The organism is Paracoccus sp. (in: a-proteobacteria), assembly GCF_035556475.1.
GTDB lineage: Bacteria > Pseudomonadota > Alphaproteobacteria > Rhodobacterales > Rhodobacteraceae > Paracoccus.
In genome coordinates, this window is the sequence record NZ_DATMFA010000013.1 from 37,678 (window position 1) to 53,874 (window position 16,197).

14 protein-coding genes are annotated in these 16,197 nt (G+C 65.6%); 7 read left to right on the plus strand and 7 right to left on the minus strand.

Annotated elements, in window-relative coordinates; genetic code table 11:
* Window position 1 precedes the first annotated feature (1 nt).
* From rfbA to rfbC, 4 genes are read right to left on the minus strand one after another with little or no spacing between them, the layout of a single operon-like run.
* The gene (gene rfbA / locus VNQ78_RS01475) at window positions 2-895 is read right to left on the minus strand and encodes a glucose-1-phosphate thymidylyltransferase RfbA (RefSeq protein WP_325685838.1); all 894 of its coding nucleotides are present in this window, start codon (window positions 893-895) and stop codon (window positions 2-4) included.
* Window positions 892-1,743: a dTDP-4-dehydrorhamnose reductase gene (rfbD, locus tag VNQ78_RS01480; RefSeq protein WP_325685840.1), complete on the minus strand. Its 852-nt coding sequence runs from the start codon at window positions 1,741-1,743 to the stop codon at window positions 892-894. The genes rfbA and rfbD overlap by 4 nt, the downstream gene beginning before the upstream one ends.
* Window positions 1,740-2,777, minus strand: coding sequence for a dTDP-glucose 4,6-dehydratase (gene rfbB, locus VNQ78_RS01485; protein ID WP_325685842.1), 1,038 nt, complete (start codon window positions 2,775-2,777; stop codon window positions 1,740-1,742). Before rfbB ends, rfbD begins: the two co-directional genes overlap by 4 nt.
* Window positions 2,774-3,355 (minus strand): dTDP-4-dehydrorhamnose 3,5-epimerase, encoded by a 582-nt coding sequence (gene rfbC, locus VNQ78_RS01490; protein ID WP_325685844.1) that lies wholly within the window; start codon window positions 3,353-3,355, stop codon window positions 2,774-2,776. The genes rfbB and rfbC overlap by 4 nt, the downstream gene beginning before the upstream one ends.
* A gap of 209 nt (window positions 3,356-3,564) precedes the next feature.
* On the opposite strand from rfbC, the gene VNQ78_RS01495 reads away from it, so the two are divergent.
* A complete protein-coding gene (locus tag VNQ78_RS01495) occupies window positions 3,565-6,519 on the plus strand; it encodes a M10 family metallopeptidase C-terminal domain-containing protein (protein WP_325685846.1) in 2,955 nt (984 codons plus the stop codon).
* On the opposite strand, the gene VNQ78_RS01500 is transcribed toward VNQ78_RS01495, so the two are convergent.
* A complete protein-coding gene (locus tag VNQ78_RS01500; protein WP_325685848.1) occupies window positions 6,516-7,307 on the minus strand; it encodes an ABC transporter permease in 792 nt (263 codons plus the stop codon). The genes VNQ78_RS01495 and VNQ78_RS01500 overlap by 4 nt on opposite strands.
* Before the next feature lie 399 nt (window positions 7,308-7,706).
* Between VNQ78_RS01500 and VNQ78_RS01505 the strand changes: the two genes are divergently transcribed.
* Both VNQ78_RS01505 and VNQ78_RS01510 read left to right on the plus strand, forming a co-directional pair.
* On the plus strand, window positions 7,707-8,867 hold the full coding sequence (locus tag VNQ78_RS01505) for a capsule biosynthesis protein (RefSeq protein ID WP_325685850.1): 1,161 nt from the start codon (window positions 7,707-7,709) through the stop codon (window positions 8,865-8,867).
* Window positions 8,868-8,869: 2 nt separating this feature from the next.
* Window positions 8,870-9,547 (plus strand): ABC transporter ATP-binding protein, encoded by a 678-nt coding sequence (locus VNQ78_RS01510; RefSeq protein WP_325685852.1) that lies wholly within the window; start codon window positions 8,870-8,872, stop codon window positions 9,545-9,547.
* Here the strand turns inward: VNQ78_RS01510 and VNQ78_RS01515 are convergent, their stop codons facing one another.
* Complete coding sequence (locus tag VNQ78_RS01515; protein ID WP_325685854.1) at window positions 9,548-10,945, minus strand: phosphomannomutase; 1,398 nt, start codon at window positions 10,943-10,945, stop codon at window positions 9,548-9,550.
* Window positions 10,946-11,073: 128 nt separating this feature from the next.
* Here VNQ78_RS01515 and VNQ78_RS01520 point away from each other — a divergent pair, with 128 nt between their 5' ends.
* Genes VNQ78_RS01520 through VNQ78_RS01530 form a run of 3 tightly spaced genes read left to right on the plus strand, consistent with a single transcriptional unit; the run spans window position 11,074 to window position 12,916 of the window.
* On the plus strand, window positions 11,074-11,475 hold the full coding sequence (locus VNQ78_RS01520) for a ketosteroid isomerase-related protein (protein ID WP_325685856.1): 402 nt from the start codon (window positions 11,074-11,076) through the stop codon (window positions 11,473-11,475).
* Window positions 11,472-12,053 carry a GNAT family N-acetyltransferase gene (locus tag VNQ78_RS01525; protein ID WP_325685858.1) on the plus strand — a complete coding sequence of 194 codons (582 nt, stop codon included), beginning with the start codon at window positions 11,472-11,474 and terminating at the stop codon, window positions 12,051-12,053. The genes VNQ78_RS01520 and VNQ78_RS01525 overlap by 4 nt, the downstream gene beginning before the upstream one ends.
* A gap of 8 nt (window positions 12,054-12,061) precedes the next feature.
* Window positions 12,062-12,916: a carbon-nitrogen hydrolase family protein gene (locus VNQ78_RS01530; RefSeq protein WP_325685909.1), complete on the plus strand. Its 855-nt coding sequence runs from the start codon at window positions 12,062-12,064 to the stop codon at window positions 12,914-12,916.
* A gap of 6 nt (window positions 12,917-12,922) precedes the next feature.
* Here the strand turns inward: VNQ78_RS01530 and VNQ78_RS01535 are convergent, their stop codons facing one another.
* Entirely contained in the window at window positions 12,923-14,392 is a 1,470-nt protein-coding gene (locus VNQ78_RS01535) for a 2-isopropylmalate synthase (protein ID WP_325685860.1), read from the minus strand.
* Window positions 14,393-14,524: 132 nt separating this feature from the next.
* Here VNQ78_RS01535 and VNQ78_RS01540 point away from each other — a divergent pair, with 132 nt between their 5' ends.
* Window positions 14,525-16,195, plus strand: coding sequence for an NAD+ synthase (locus VNQ78_RS01540; RefSeq protein ID WP_325685862.1), 1,671 nt, complete (start codon window positions 14,525-14,527; stop codon window positions 16,193-16,195).
* The last annotated feature ends 2 nt before the right edge of the window (window positions 16,196-16,197 follow it).

Here is a 16,197-nt window from a genome sequence, read left to right on the forward strand (position 1 = left end):
CTCAGGCCAGCAGCCGGGCCAGATATTTGCCGTAGTCGTTCTTGGCGAAGAGGCGCGCCCGCTCGCGCAGGGCATCGGCGTCGATCCAGCCGTGATCAAAGGCGATCTCCTCGGGGCAGCCGGTCTGGAGGCCCTGCCGCTCTTCCAGCGTGCGCACGAAATTCCCCGCATCCAGCAGGCTCGCATGGGTGCCGGTGTCGAGCCAGGCAAAGCCGCGACCCATGCGCTCCACCGTCAGGCTGCCGTCATGGAGATAGGTTTCGAGCAGCGTTGTGATCTCAAGCTCGCCCCGTTCGGAGGGCTTCACCCGCCGCGCGCGCTCGGGCGCGGTGCCGTCGAGGAAATAGAGCCCGGTCACCGCATAATCCGAGGGCGGCGCCGTGGGCTTCTCGATGATCTGGCTGACCGCGCCGCTGTCGTCGAAGGCGACGACGCCGTAACGCTCGGGGTCGGCGACGCGATAGCCGAAAACGGTTCCGCCCGACCCGCGCCGGTCGGCGGCCTCAAGCAGCAGTGGCAAGCCGTGGCCGAAGAAGATATTGTCCCCCAGCACCATCGCCGAGGGCGCACCGGCCAGAAAATCCTCGGCCAGGATATAGGCCTGCGCCAGCCCGTCCGGCGAGGGCTGGACGATATAGGTGAAGGCAAGCCCCCATTGGCTGCCATCGCCCAGAAGGCGGCGGAACTGCTCCTGATCCTCGCGCGTGGTGATGATCGCGATCTCGCGGATGCCGGCCAGCATCAGGACCGAGATCGGGTAGTAGATCATCGGCTTGTCATAGATCGGCAAAAGCTGCTTCGACACGCCCATGGTGATCGGATAGAGTCTTGTGCCGGACCCGCCAGCAAGGATGATCCCCTTGCGCCCGCTCGGGGGGGTAGCCGTCTCGGTCATGCTTGAAGCTCCCTCACTGCATCTGCCAGCCCGACCCGCCAGTCCGGGCGCGGGATTCCGAAATCGCGGGCGATTGCGCTGCAATCCAGCCGCGAATTGCCCGGCCTGCGGGCGGGGGTCGGGTAATCCGTGGTCGCGATATCGGTGACGCGGCAGGTCAGCCCGGCCTCGGCCATGATCGCGCGGGCAAACCCGGCCCAGGTCGTGTCGGGCGCGCCCGAATAGTGATAGATCCCGCCCTTGGCCCGGTCGCCCTGCATCGCCGCGATCATGGCAAGGCAGGTCGCCGCGATGTCACGCGCCGGGGTCGGGCCGCCATGCTGGTCGGCGACCACGCGCAGCTCGTCGCGCTCGGCACCCAGCCGCATCATCGTCCTGACGAAATTCGCGCCATGCGCCGAAAAGACCCATGAGGTGCGCAGCACCGCCCATTGCCCGCCCGCCGCGGCGATCCCCTGCTCTCCGGCAAGCTTGCTGGCCCCATAGACGCCCAGAGGTCCGGTCGCATCATCCTCGCGCCAGGGCCGGTCGCCCGCGCCGTCGAAGACATAATCGGTCGAGATGCCGAGGAACGGCACGCTCAGTTCCGCCGCCGCCCGCGCCATCGCCGCAGGCGCTTCGGCATTGACCAGCCTGGCAAGCCCGGCCTCGGATTCGGCGCGGTCGACGGCGGTATAGGCGGCGGCGTTGATCACCGCCTGCGGCCGCGCCGCCAGAATAGCCGCCGCGCAGGCCGCGGGATCGGAAAGGTCAGCCCCGCCACGGCCGAGGAAGCGCGCATCCGGCGCAAGCCGCGCCAGTTCGGTCGCGACCTGCCCGGTCCGGCCAAAAACCAGAAGCCCGGTCATGCCTTGCCAAGCCTCTGGCCGACGCCTTTGCGGTCCAGCAGCGGGCGCCACCAGCCCTCGTTCTCGAGATACCATTCGACGGTCTTCGCCAGCCCCTCCTCGACCGTGACCGAGGGGCGCCAGCCCAGTTCGGTGCGGATCCGGGTCGGATCGATCGCATAGCGCCGGTCATGGCCCGGACGGTCGCTGACGAAGGTGATCAGCCGGTCATGCGGCGCGCTTTCGGGGCGCAGGCGGTCCATATGGGCGCAGATCGTGCGGACGAGGTCGATGTTCTTCGCCTCGTTCTCGCCGCCGATATTGTAGCTGCGGCCCAGCTCGCCCTTTTCCACCACCAGCAGCAGCGCGTCGGCGTGATCCTCGACATAAAGCCAGTCGCGGATATTGCCGCCATCGCCATAGACCGGGATCGGCCGGCCATGCAGCGCGTTCAGGATCACCACTGGGACCAGCTTCTCGGGGAAATGGAACGGCCCGTAATTGTTCGAGCAATTGGTCAGCACCACCGGCAGGCCATAGGTCTCGTGCCAGGCGCGGACCAGATGGTCGGACGCGGCCTTGCTGGCCGAATAGGGGCTGCGCGGATCATAGGGCGTCTCTTCGGTGAACTGGCCCGTCTCGCCAAGGCTGCCAAAGACCTCATCGGTCGAGATGTGGTGAAAGCGGAAGCCCTCGGGCTTGCCCTGCCCCGCCCAATAGGCGCGCGCCGCCTCCAGCAGGTTGTAGGTGCCGGTGATATTCGTCTCGATGAAATCGCCCGGCCCGTCGATCGAGCGGTCGACATGGCTTTCGGCGGCCAGATGCATGATCGCATCGGGCTTGTGCGCCTCAAGCACCCGGTCGAGTGCCGCGCGGTCGCGCAGATCGGCCTGTTCGAAGGCGTAAAGCGGGCTGTTCGAGACCGAGGCCACATTCTCCAGATTGGCGGCATAGGTCATCGCATCGAGGTTGACGACCTCATGTCCGCGCCGCACGGCCAGCCGCACCACGGCCGAGCCGATGAAGCCCGCGCCACCGGTTACAAGGATCTTCATGCTCTCGCCTCGTCATGCAGGGGGGCTTCATAGGTGAAAGGGCTGTCGAAATCCGCGAGGGGCTGCGCCGCCGCGTCCTTGGCCGAGAGCAGCGGCGCGCCGGTCAGACCCCAGTCGATGCCGACACTGTCCCAGGCCACCGCGCCGTCGCAATCCGCGGCATAGTAATCGGTGCATTTGTAGCAGATCTCGGTCTCCGGCTCGCGCGTGACAAAGCCATGCAAAAAGCCCGCCGGAATCCAAAGCTGGCGGCCGTTTTCGAAGGACAGCTCTTCAGTCACCCATTTTCCATAGGTCGGGCTGCCCTTGCGGATATCAACCGCAACATCCAGCAACCGCCCGCGCCCGCAGCGCACCAGCTTGCCCTGCGCATGGGGCGGCGACTGGAAATGCAGCCCGCGCAGCGTTCCCACCGCGACCGACATCGAGTGGTTGTCCTGCACGAATTCCGGCAGCTCCAGCCCGGCCGCGCGCAACGTCCTGCGGTTCCAGCTTTCCGAAAAGAAACCGCGCGCATCGCCATGCCGCCGTGGCGTCAGGACCAGGACGCCCGGAAGCGTGGTCTGCTCAATCTGCATTAATGCTCCAACCTGCGAAACTGCGTGACCGAACCCGTATCGCCCATGTTTTGCCGGGGCACAAGCACCCTGCGCGGATGGTCGCCACCGCTGCGGGATAGATAAAATGCGGGATAACAACTTATTGGATCAAGACGGCGGGAAAGGCTTCCTTAAAGGCAGAGTGGCTAGCCTTCCGGGCAATATTCGGATGCCCAGATGTCAGGTCCATGCTCAGCTATTCCCAGATCGGCCTCTATCTCGGCCTGTCCCCCGCCTTCGTGCGCAACCTTGCCGACCTGCAGGTGGTCCACCTGCAATCGGGGCATCTCCTGCTGGGCGTCACCCATATGGGTGGCGGCTATTCGTCTTTCCGCATCACCGGCGCGGATCGTCCGATCACCCTGATCGAGACGCGCGCCTATGGCAGTTTGCAAACCTATCTCGACCGGCCGGGCGCCAGCATCGTCGCGCTGGATGGCCGCTATGCGGTCTTTGCGCCCGGTCTTGTCAACGGGATGGCGAACGGGGTGGCGCTGGCCGCGAATGGCGATCTGGGCAACGGGATTTCGCTGGCGGGGGCAGGCAGGCTCGGCCCCGACGTGATCCAGCTCGGCTCCTTCGCCACGGCCTCCGGGCAGTTCCTCTACTCCGCCCGGAACGCCACCACCGCCTTCGAGATCTGGAAGGTCCAACCCGGCAGCGGCCTCACGCGTATCGACGGGGCCGAGGCATTGTCGATCCCCGGCCGCGACCGCCCGGAGATCAGCGACATGGGCGTCGCGGCCGTGGGCGACCGGCAATTCCTGCTGATGACCTCCGCCTCGGGGAATTTCATCGCCAGCCATGCCTTGGAGGCGAACGGAACGCTGGGCCCGGCGAATATCGTCTGGGCGAACCAGGGCGCCGGGCTGAACGCGCCCGGCCATCTGGACCATGTGACAGTCGCAGGCGTGACCTATGCCGTCGTGGCCTCCGGGCAAAGCTCGTCTTTGACCATGTTCCGCCTGACCTACGACGGTGCCCTGCTGCCGGTCGATCATATCATCGACGAACGCACCACGCGCTTCAGCGGGGCGAGCGCCCTCGACACGGTGATGGTCGACGGTCGCGCCTTCGTCTTTGTCGGTGGCGCCGATGACGGCATCTCGGTCTTTACCGTCATGCCCGATGGGCAACTCCTCCACCTCGTAACGCTGGCCGATACCGACGCACGCAGCCTTGCCGATGTCTCCGCGATCTCGGCGCTGGAGATCAATGGCAAGATCGCGGTCTTCGTCGCCTCGCGGACCGAGGCCGGGATCACCCAGTTCCAGTTCGATCCGGGCCAGATCGGCCAGACCCTGACGGTCGGCGCTGGTAAATACACCGGCAGCGCAGGGTCCGACCTGCTGCGCGCCAGCAGCGGCACGACCCAGATCATCGGCGGGGCCGGCGACGATATCCTGATTTCGGGCAACGCCCCGGTGACGCTGACCGGGGGGGCGGGCGCGGATATCTTCGTCGTCTCGCCCGTCAACGGAAAGATCCTGATCTCGGACTTCACGCCGGGCACAGACCGGCTCGACCTCTCGGGCCTCGGCATGATCCGCAGCACCCTGCAACTGACGATCAAGACCATCGCCGACGGGTTGCGCATCAGCTTCGGCGATACCCAGATCCATGTCCGCACGGCTGACAAGACCGGGCTTCCAGCGAATTATTTCGACAATTCACTTTTCCCGATCGCCCATTACAACTTGACAGGGATGCGCACGAGCCTGCTTGGCACATCGGGGAACGACAGGCTTGCCGCCTCGGCCGCTGGTTCGACCGTGTATGCGCTGGCCGGAAACGACCTGCTGAACGGGAATATCGGCCACGATCTGCTAAGCGGGGGAAGCGGGAATGACACGCTGAACGGCGCGGCGGGAAACGACACGCTGCTCGGCGGCTCCGGGAATGACCTGATCCGCGGCGGCGCGGGCAATGACAGCCTTGCCGGCGGGGCGGGGCGGGACACGATCCATGGCGGCGACGGCCGGGACACGATCACCGACCCCTCCGGCGACGACACCATCTATGGCGAGGCGGGCGACGACCTCATCTCGGCCATGGGCGGGGCCAATGCGATCTGGGGCGGACCGGGCAACGACACCATCACCTCTGGAACCGGTCGTGACCGCATCTATGGCGAAGCGGGAAACGACAGGATCAATGCCGGTGCGGAGAATGACGCGATCTGGGGCGGCGAGGGCAATGACACGATTGCGGGCGGAGGCGGTCACGACACGATCTACGCGGGCGGCGGAAATGACATCGCCGCGGGCGGGGACGGAAACGATGTCCTGAGCGGCAATGCCGGCAACGACAAACTCAACGGACAGAACGGCAATGACCGGCTGCTTGGCAATCAGGGCAATGACACATTGGCCGGCGGTGCGGGCGCGGATACATTGCTTGGCGGTATCGGGGACGACTGGCTCTACGGGCAGGATGGTTTCGACCTGCTGCGGGGCGAGTATGGCCGGGACCGGCTGTTCGGCGGCAACGGCAATGACACCCTGGACGGCGGGCCCGGCAACGATACGCTGAACGGCCAGGCCGGCAATGACACCCTCTGGGGCGGCGCCGGGCGCGACAGCCTGCTCGGCGGCGATGGCCACGACCTGCTGCGCGGTGGCGCGGATAGTGACACGCTTTTGGGCCAGAACGGCCACGACGTCCTTTATGGAGATGGCGGCAACGACCGGCTCGACGGCGGGCCCGGCAATGATTCGCTATATGGTGGGGCCGGATCGGATGTGCTGGTGGATCTTTTCGGCAACAATCTGCTTGTGGGCGGCGACGGTCACGACCAGATCCGCGGCGGCAGCGGCATGGACCGCATCCAAGGCGGCCGGGGCAAGGATACCATGACCGGCGGTGGCGGGGCCGATGTCTTCGTCTTCCGCGCCGCCGCAGACCATGACGGCAGTCGGGACGTCATCACCGACTTTGTCCGGGGCGTCGACCGCATCGACATGGTCGGTCTGGGACTGCGCTATGTCGCGGATGCCGAATTCAGCGCCGCAAGACAGGTCCGCGCCCATCACATGCCCGGCGGGATGCTGGTCGAGGTCGACCTGAACGGCGATCATCGCGCCGACCTGAGCCTGATGCTCAACGGCCTCGCGGCACTCGGGCGCGGGGACTTTCTGCTCTAGCGCTCGAGCAGGTCGCGATGGTTGCGCTCAAGCAGGATCAATCCGACCAGAAAAAGCGCGATCGAGGTGCCGAAGACGAAGAAGGGAGAGACGAAATCCGCCTCGTAGGTCGGGTAGATCCCCTTGCGCACTTGGGCGATGCCATGCATCACCGGGTTGAACCACAAAAGGTGCTGCGCCTTGTAAGGCATCATTTCATAAAGGAAAAAGATCCCCGAGGCAAGAAACATCGGCCGCATCAGGATGTGCCAAATCCGTTCCCAGACCGGGAAGGAGGTCATCAGGTAGCAATTGAGGGTGCCGACCCCGACCGAGACCGCGACAATCATCAACAGCCCCTCGAAGAACTCGCCCAGATTCACCACGACCGGCATCTGGTAGATCAGGAAGATGCCTCCGATCACCACCGTCATCACCATTATGTGTGTAATGGTGTTCAGGATGACGCGCGCCAGGATCGCATCGATATAGGTGACGCTTGGATAGGCGAGGAAGGGCCGGGAATACCGAATCGACGACGCGACCTTGTTCGTCATGTCGTTGAACATCGCGAATGGCAGGAAGCCGGTCGCATAGAACAGAGGGAAATTCGTGCCGAGACCAGGATGGGCCAGAACCATGCCGAAGATGACCGACAGCAGAACGACACCCAGCACGGGCTCGATGATTGCCCATGCATAGCCGCCGGCGGATTTGCCGTAGGTGGTGGCCATCTCGCGCAGGACCAGCGCCGCAAGGATACGGATGGTGCGGAAGCGGGGGCCGCGTCGGGCGGGGCGCAGCGGCATGCGGCGCTCGTGGCTTATCTCGGACATTTGATTGCAAAGACTGGTCTAGACGTATGGCAATATGTATCAACTGCCAAAAAAAGGTAAACCAGTGAAAGCGTCCCGGCCGTGAGCAAGATGAACACCCCATCCGATCCGAGCGACAGCATTCCGGGTCCGGGCAACCTCGCCGCCGCTGGGGAGGGACCCCGCCAAACTCCGGCCGGACGGGTCAACCGGCCATTCCAGACCGCCCCACGCATTCAGGCCATCAGCGACGGACCAGTCCGCGCCGCATCCCCGGTTCCGGCACAGGGGGATGCCGCAGTTCCTCAGCCGATCCCGGTCCGCCCGATGCCGGCTCCGGCGTCGGACGCCTCCCGCAATCCCGTTGCCCTGCGCCAGGGAGGCAAACCTCTGGTGCGATCCGCGCCGCCCCCTGCCGCGGTGCGCGGCACGGTCGCGACCGCCTATCCACGCCGCCGCCATTGGTTCATCCTGCTGTCCTTCCTGCTGCTCGTCGTGGTCCCGGCCCTCTTCTGGGCCTGGTATCTCTGGGCCCGTGCTTCGGACCAATATGTCTCGACGGTGGGCTTCTCGGTCCGCAAGGAGGATGCGACTTCCTCAATCGAGCTGCTGAGCGGGCTTGCGCCTCTGGGCGGGTCGAGCGGGGCTTCGGACACGAGCGTTCTTTACGAATATATCCGCAGTCAGGACATGGTCGAGAAGATCGATGACGAGCTTGACCTGCGCTCGCGCTTCTCGCGCGACTGGCCCCATGACTTCATCTTTGCCTTCGATCCCGACAATCATATCGAGGATCTGACCAGATATTGGGACCGTCAGGTCAAGGTGCTCTATGACACGTCGAGCGACCTGATCACGCTGAAGATCAACGCCTTCTCGCCCGAGGATGCCCAGCAGATCGCCGCGGCGGTCTTCAAGGAAAGCTCAGACAAGATCAACGAGCTCTCCTCGATCGCCCGTGCGGACGCCACGAGGCTCGCCCAGAGCGAGTTGGACAAGGCCCGGGCGGAACTGACCACGGCGCGGCAGGCGATGACCGACTTCCGAATGCGCACGCAGATCGTCGACCCCCAGGCCGACCTGACCGGGCAGATGGGCGTGCTTGCCGGGCTGCAACAGAAGTTGGCCGAGATTCTGGTCGCGCATGATTTGCTGACCGAAAATGCCAAGCCGACCGATCAACGCGTCATCCAGTCGCAGCAAAAAATCGACGCCCTGCGCCGGATGATCGACGCGGAGCGAGACAAGTTCGGCCATGCGGCCGCCGGGCCGAATGGCGAGAGCTATTCCCAGATGGTCGCGGAATATGAAAAGCTGATGGTCGACCGCGAATATGCCGAAGGCGCCTTCCACGCGGCCCGCGTCGCCTATGAAACCGCGGTGGTCGAGGCGCGGCGGCAGTCCCGCTATCTTGCGGCGCATATCCAGCCCAAGGTCGCGCAAAGCTCGATCGTGCCGAACCGTCCGTGGCTTTTCTGCGTGGGGCTGGGCCTTCTGCTGGCCGGCTGGTCGATCCTCGCCCTGATCTATTACAGTATCCGCGACCGCGCCTGAACATGATCCGCCTCGAGAATTTGACCAAGTTCTATCGGATCAAGGGCCGAAAGACGCTGGTTGCGGACAATATCAATGCCGTGTTCCCGACCGGCTCCTCGGTCGCGCTGCTTGGCCGGAACGGCGCGGGCAAGTCGACGCTTCTGCGCGTGATCGCGGGCACCGCCTCGCCCAATGCGGGCAGGGTCACATCGGACGGCACGATCTCCTGGCCGGTGGGCTTTGCGGGCAGCTTTCACGGAGAGTTGACCGGGGCGCAGAACGTGCGCTTCGTCGCGCGCATCTATGGCGTCGATACCGACGAGTTGGTCGATTACGTTCAGGACTTCGCCGAACTGGGCCAGCATTTTCACCAGCCCTTCTCCAGCTACTCTTCGGGGATGCGCTCGCGCCTCGCGATGGGGACCAGCATGGGCATCTATTTCGACACCTACCTCGTCGACGAGGTGACGAGCGTTGGCGATGCCGATTTCCGCGTCAAATCGCAGCGGGTCTTCAATGACCGGATGAAAACCTCCGGCGCGATCGTCGTCAGCCATTCAATGCCGATGATCCGCCAGATGTGCACCATGGGCGCGGTGCTGGATCGCGGCCGCCTGCTGGTCTTCGACGATCTGAACGAGGCCATCGCCATGCACGAATCGATCCTGCGCGTGCCGCCGGACGTGGCCGGCGACTGATCAGCCCGCCGTCAGCAGCGCGCCGATCTCATCCGCCCGCGCCCGCACCAGATCGGCGTCGCCCTCTGCCTCGACATTCAGCCGCACCACCGGCTCGGTATTCGATGAACGCAGGTTGAAACGCCAGCCAGCGAATTCCAGGCTGACGCCGTCGGTGTCGTCCCTGCTGACCGCCAGCGGCGCGAAACGGTCGAGAACGCGGGCAATCGCCGCCTTGGGATCCTCCAGCCGGAAGTTGATCTCTCCCGACGACGGATAGGCCGCGATCCGCGCCGCGAGAAGCTGGCCCAGCGAGGCGCGCTTGCGCGACAGAAGCTCGACCACCAGAAGCCATGGCACCATGCCGCTATCGGCGAAATGGAAGTCGCGGAAATAGTGATGCGCCGACATCTCGCCACCATAGATCGCGTCGCTCTGGCGCATGGCGCGCTTGAGGAAGGCGTGACCGGTCCGGGCCTGCACCGCCTCGCCCCCGGCTTCGGCGATCATGGCGCGGGTGTTCAGAACCACGCGGGGGTCATGGACGATCCGCTCGCCCGGATGTTTCTCAAGGAATGCGGTCGCAAGCAGGCCGACGATATATTCGCCCGGAACGAAATCCCCCTTCTCGTCGAAGAAGAAGCAGCGGTCGAAATCGCCGTCCCATGCGATGCCGAGATCCGCCCCCTCGACGCGCACCGCATCGGCGGTCATCGGCTGGTTTTCCGGCAGCAAGGGATTGGGGATGCCGTTCGGGAAGCTGGCATCCGGCTGGTGGTTGATGCGGATGAAGCGCAGCGGCGCGCCCCGCCGCTCAAGCTCGGCCGCGATGGCGTCGAAGGTCGGCCCGGCGGTGCCGTTCCCGGCATTGACCAGCACCGTCATCGGCCGCAGCGCCGCGACATCGACGAAATCGACCACGGCGCGGGCATAGGCGGCGCGCGCCTCGGGGAACGCGGTCACCGTTCCGCGTGTCGCGACCGGGGTGAAGGCGCCCGAGCGGGCCAGATCCGCCAGTTCGGCGAACTCCGTCTCGGGGTCCAGCGGCGCGGCCCCCGCGCCCACCAGCTTCATGCCGTTATAGTCGATCGGATTATGCGAGGCCGTCACCTCGATCCCGCCATCCGCGCCGTAATGGGCGGTCGCGAAATACATCTCCTCGGTCCCGGCAAGGCCGAGGTCGCGGACATTCGCGCCCCCATCCGTCAGCCCCCGGATCAGCGCGAGCGCCAGCGAAGGAGAGCTTTCGCGCCCGTCCCGGCCCACCACCACCTCGCGCGCCGCGCGCATCTGGGCAAAGGCGCGCCCGATCCGATAGGCCACGTCCTCGTCAAGCTCGACACCCAGCCTTCCGCGGACGTCATAGGCCTTGAAGCAGTCGATCCGGCGGGCGGGCATGGTCGGGTTCGCAGGGGACATCGCGGGTTCCTTTGCTGTGCTGCCCATCGCTACACCAGCCGCGCGGGCTTGGGAATGTCATCCCAAGGACGCAGGTGACGGCGCGCGCGACCCGCGCTAACACTGCCCGACGCTGAAGAGGAAAGACCATGGACAGCAAAGCCCTGATCGCCGCCTATTACGCCGCCTTCAACGCCGGCAAGACCGAGGAAATGCTGAGTTTTCTGCATGACGAGGTCGAGCATCACGTCAACGAGGGCGGGATTCGCCGCGGCAAGGAGAAGTTCCGCGAGTTCAATGCCCACATGACCGCCAGCTATCGCGAGGAGCTGACCGACATGGTCATCTTCGCCAACGAGGCCGGCGACCGCGCCGCGGCCGAGTTCGTGGTGAATGGCGCCTATCTGCGCACCGACGAAGGCCTGCCGGAAGCGAAAGGGCAAACCTATGTCCTGCCCGCCGGGGCGTTCTTCACTATCCGGGACGGCAAGATCGCGCGGGTCACCACCTATTACAACCTCGCCGACTGGACCCGTCAGGTTTCGGCGTGATCCGCACCCGCGTCCTGACCGGCGAGGCCGTGGGCGAGGTGCTGGATGACCTCGCCCGGCTGCGGATCAGGGTGTTCCGCGACTGGCCCTATCTCTATGACGGCGACGCGGAATATGAGCGCGAATACCTCAAGGCCTACCAGTCGCCCGGCGCGGTCGTGGTCGCGGCATATGACGGCGACCGGATGGTCGGCGCAGCGACCGGCGCCCCGATGGAGGATCACGCCGAGGATTTCGCCGCAGCCTTCGCCGGACGGCCCGAGCGGTTGGAGGAGATCTTCTATTGCGCCGAATCCGTCCTGCTTCCCGACTGGCGCGGACAGGGCCTCGGCCACGCATTCTTCGACGGGCGCGAGGCGCAGGCGCGCGCCCTTGGACGCAGCTTCAGCGCCTTTTGCAGCGTGATCCGGCCGGCGGATCATCCCCTCCGCCCGGGGGGATACCGCCCACTGGATGACTTCTGGCGCAAAAGGGGTTATGAACCCCTTTCCGGCGTGGCCGCCGAGTTCGAATGGAAGGACATCGACGAGACGGCTCCGACGCGAAAAACGCTGCAATTCTGGATGAAAAGACTGTGAAACGCGAAATCAACATCGCCGCCGCCGCCTATAACCTTGACTGGTTCGAGGATATCGACGCCTATCGCGCCAAGCTGATCCGCTGGGTCGAGGCAGCCGCCGATTGCGACCTGCTGGTCTTTCCCGAATATGGCGCGATGGAGCTGGCCTCGCTGGGCGGGCGCGAGATCGCCAACGACCTCGAAGCCTCGCTGCAGGAGGTCGCCCGCCACGAGGCCGAGCGCGACGCCATCCATGCCGAGCTGGCCGCCCAACACGGCATCCATATCCTTGCCGCATCGGGGCCCTATTTCGCGGGCGAGCGCCCGCTGAACCGTGCGGTCCTGTTCGGTCCCGAGGGTCGGATCGGCCATCAGGACAAGCAGATCATGACCCGGTTCGAGCGCGACGAATGGAAGGTCGAGGGCGCGCCGGGCCTGCGCGTCTTTGACACGGCCATCGGCAAGCTTGGCATCCTGATCTGCTATGACAGCGAATTTCCCCTGCTGGCCCGCCAACTGGCCGAGGCCGGGGTCGAGGTGATCCTGACCCCCTCCTGCACCGATACCGTCGCGGGCTTCAACCGCGTGCGCATCGGCGCGATGGCGCGGGCGCTGGAAAGCCAGTGCATCGTCGTCCACTCGCCCACGGTCGGGCTTTGCGACTGGAACCCGGCGGTGGATGAGAACCGCGGCAAGGCCGCGATCTATGCCCCCTCGGACGGCATCTGGCCCGAGACCGGCATCCTCGCCGAGGGCGAGATGGACCGTCCCGGCTGGGTCAAGGCGCGCATCGATCTGGAAAAGATCCGCCAGAGCCGCGAGGACGGCCGCGTCCTGCCCTTCGCCCATTGGCCCGAGAGCGAGGCCAGCGCGATCATCTGACCGGCATCATGCAGGCGGCGGCTCGTCGGGGACATTCCCTTCGGGCGTCGCACCGGGCGCGGCGCCCCCCTCGGGGGCGACGCCATCGACCGGCGCGGGCTTGGCGAGGCTGTTGTCCTTCCAGTCCCCCGCCGCCACCTGCCCCGTGGCATAGCGCATGACGCCCGTGCCCTGACGCTTTCCGTCGACGAAATGGCCGGTATAGACGTCGCCATTGGCATAGGTCGCGACCCCTTCGCCGTCGATCTCGCCTTCTTTCCAGCTTCCCTCATAGCGGAAACCGTCGGGCGTGATCAGCCGGCCCTTGCCTTGGCGCAGGCCCGCGACGAACGAGCCGTCATAGGTCGTGCCATCGGGATAGGTCGCCTGCCCCTGCCCATGCCGCTGCCCGTCCCGCCATGCGCCGTTATAGACATAGCCGTCGGGATAGGTCATGCGCCCCTGCCCCTCGTTCCGGCCGCGCTTGAAGCCGCCCTCATAGACGAGGCCATTGGCATATTTCGCGACGCCCTGTCCTTCGATGACGCCCGCCAGCCATTCGCCGTCGTAATTCGCGCCGTCGGGATAGGTGATGAGGCCGCGCCCCTCGGGCAGGTCATTCTTCAGCCCGCCCTCATAGACCGACTTGTCGGGATAGGTGATGCGGCCAAGCCCCTCCATCCGGCCCTCGGCCCAGTCGCCGGTATAGACATAGCCATCCGCGCCGGTGAAGGTGCCGGTGCCCGCGCGCAGGTCGGCGCGGAACTCGCCCTCGTAGCGGTCGCCATTGGAAAACAGCGCAAGGCCCCGTCCCTCGCGCTTGCCATTGGCGAAGCGCCCCTCGTAGCTGTCGCCCGAGGGCTGGACCAGCTTGCCCTGCCCCGCCATCTGGCCGGCGGACCAGCCGCCCTCATAGACCAGCCCGTCCGGCATGGCGAGCCGCCCCGCGCCCGAGCGCAGGTTGGCCTTCATCTCTCCCTCATAGGTCGCGCCGTCGGGATAGGTGATCTTGCCGCGGCCTTCCTTGACGCCCTGCTTCCAGTCGCCGTCATAGCGATAGCCGTTCGGCTGCGTCATCAGGCCCTTGCCGTCATGCAGCGCATTGACGAAGCCGCCCTGATAGACCGAGCCATTGGCATAATTCGCGACGCCCTGCCCGGTGATCTGGCCGTCGAGCCAGTCACCCTCATAGGTGCCGCCGTCGGGATAGGTGATCTTGCCCTTGCCGTTCGGCTTGCCCTTGGCAAAGCTGCCCTCATAGACCGAGCCGTTCGGGAACTTGGCGCGGCCCTGTCCCAGAATCTCGCCATCGACCCAGTCGCCGTCATATTCATAGCCCGAGGGCAGGCGGTAAGCCCCGCGCCCGTGCTGCTTGCCATTGCGAAAGGTGCCTTCATAGACACCGCCATCGTCATATTGCTTGGTCACGACGGATTGGGCCGCGGCCATGCCGCCACCCGTCAGGATGATCGCGCAAGCGAGAAGGGCTGCCTTCATCGGTCCTGCCTCCGCCTTCATGCTTCTTTTGACACCGTTTACCGCAAGGCCGGCTGCGGCGCAAAGCCCGACTTTCCCTTTGGCGGTCCCTGCCCTATCACGGCGGCGCAATCTTTCCGAAAGGACCGCGGCATGGTCGACCGTTTCCGCCTTACCCTTGGCCAGTTGAACCCCACGGTGGGCGATCTGGACGGCAATGCCGCGAAGGCGCGCAAGGCATGGCAGGCCGCGCGCGAGGCCGGGGCGGACATGCTGGCCCTGCCCGAAATGTTCATCACCGGCTACCAGACGCAGGATCTGGTGCTGAAGGCCGGTTTCACCCAGGACGCGATGGCCGCGATCGAGCGTCTGGCCCTTGACTGCGCGGACGGCCCGGCAATCGGCATCGGCGGCCCCTATGCCGAGGGCGAGAGCCTCTACAACGCCTATTGGATCCTCGCCGGAGGCAAGGTCGCGGCAAGGGTGCTGAAGCATGTCCTTCCCCATAAGCAGGTTTTCGACGAATGGCGGCTCTTCAATGCCGGGCCGATCAGCGGTCCCTATCGCATCGGGCCGCTGCGGATCGGCAGCCCGATCTGCGAGGACGCATGGTGGCCCGAAGTGGCCGAGACGCTGGCCGAGACCGGGGCCGAGATCCTGCTGGTCCCGAATGGCAGCCCCTATCACCGGGGCAAGCAGGACCAGCGCATCGGCCACATGGTCGCCCGCGTGGTCGAAAGCGACCTGCCGCTGGTCTACCTGAACGCGGTCGGCGGGCAGGACGATCAGGTCTATGACGGGGCCAGCTTCGTCCTGAACCCCGGCCCCGATGGCGGCGCGGTCAAGGTGGTGCAGCTTGCGCCCTTTGACGAGGCGGTCGTGCATGTCGATTTCCAGCGCGGCCCGGAAGGCTGGCGCGCGGCGCCGGGCCAGTTGGACCACCAGCCCGACGAATGGGAGCAGGATTACCGCGCCATGACCCTGGGCCTTGGCGACTACATGCGCAAGTCGGGCTTCAGCAAGGTGGTGCTGGGCATGTCGGGCGGCATCGACTCGGCGCTGGTCGCCACCATCGCCTGCGACGCGATCGGACCCGAGAACGTGCGCTGCGTGATGCTGCCCAGCGAATATACCTCGGCGGAAAGCCTCGAGGATGCGGCCGATTGCGCGGCGCGGCTGGGGGCACGGCTGGATACCGTCCATATCGAGGGGGCGCGCGATGCCGTGGGCGACGCGCTCGCGCATCTGATGACGGACACGAAACCCGACATTACCGAGGAAAACATCCAGTCCCGCCTGCGCGGCGTCATGCTGATGGCCATTTCGAACAAGTTCGGGGAACTGCTGCTGACCACCGGCAACAAGTCCGAGGTCGCGGTGGGCTATGCCACGATCTATGGCGACATGGCGGGCGGCTACAATCCGATCAAGGACCTTTACAAGACCCGCGTGTTCCAGACCTGCCGCTGGCGGAACCTCAACCACCGCGACTGGATGCTGGGCCGCGGCGGAGAGGTGATCCCGCCCCGCATCATCGCGAAACCGCCTTCGGCCGAATTGCGCCCCGACCAGAAGGACGAGGACAGCCTGCCGCCCTATGAGGTGCTGGACGCGATCCTCGACGGGCTGGTCGAGCAGGATCTGGCGCTGAGGGATCTGGTCGCGAAGGGCTTCGACCCCGAGACCGTGAAGCGGGTCGAGACGCTGCTTTATGGCAGCGAATGGAAACGCTACCAGTCGGCGCCCGGCCCGCGCATCTCGCCCAAGGCGTTCTGGCTGGACCGGCGCTATCCCTTGGTGAACCGCTGGAGGGACCGACTGTAGCC

Coding starts and splice junctions, on each gene's coding strand:
- rfbA (WP_325685838.1), bottom strand. CDS start 895: ATGACCGAGACGGCTACCCCCCCGAGCGGGCGCAAGGGGATCATCCTT.
- rfbD (WP_325685840.1), bottom strand. CDS start 1,743: ATGACCGGGCTTCTGGTTTTTGGCCGGACCGGGCAGGTCGCGACCGAA.
- rfbB (WP_325685842.1), bottom strand. CDS start 2,777: ATGAAGATCCTTGTAACCGGTGGCGCGGGCTTCATCGGCTCGGCCGTG.
- rfbC (WP_325685844.1), bottom strand. CDS start 3,355: ATGCAGATTGAGCAGACCACGCTTCCGGGCGTCCTGGTCCTGACGCCA.
- VNQ78_RS01495 (WP_325685846.1), top strand. CDS start 3,565: ATGCTCAGCTATTCCCAGATCGGCCTCTATCTCGGCCTGTCCCCCGCC.
- VNQ78_RS01500 (WP_325685848.1), bottom strand. CDS start 7,307: ATGCCGCTGCGCCCCGCCCGACGCGGCCCCCGCTTCCGCACCATCCGT.
- VNQ78_RS01510 (WP_325685852.1), top strand. CDS start 8,870: ATGATCCGCCTCGAGAATTTGACCAAGTTCTATCGGATCAAGGGCCGA.
- VNQ78_RS01515 (WP_325685854.1), bottom strand. CDS start 10,945: ATGTCCCCTGCGAACCCGACCATGCCCGCCCGCCGGATCGACTGCTTC.
- VNQ78_RS01520 (WP_325685856.1), top strand. CDS start 11,074: ATGGACAGCAAAGCCCTGATCGCCGCCTATTACGCCGCCTTCAACGCC.
- VNQ78_RS01535 (WP_325685860.1), bottom strand. CDS start 14,392: ATGAAGGCAGCCCTTCTCGCTTGCGCGATCATCCTGACGGGTGGCGGC.
- VNQ78_RS01540 (WP_325685862.1), top strand. CDS start 14,525: ATGGTCGACCGTTTCCGCCTTACCCTTGGCCAGTTGAACCCCACGGTG.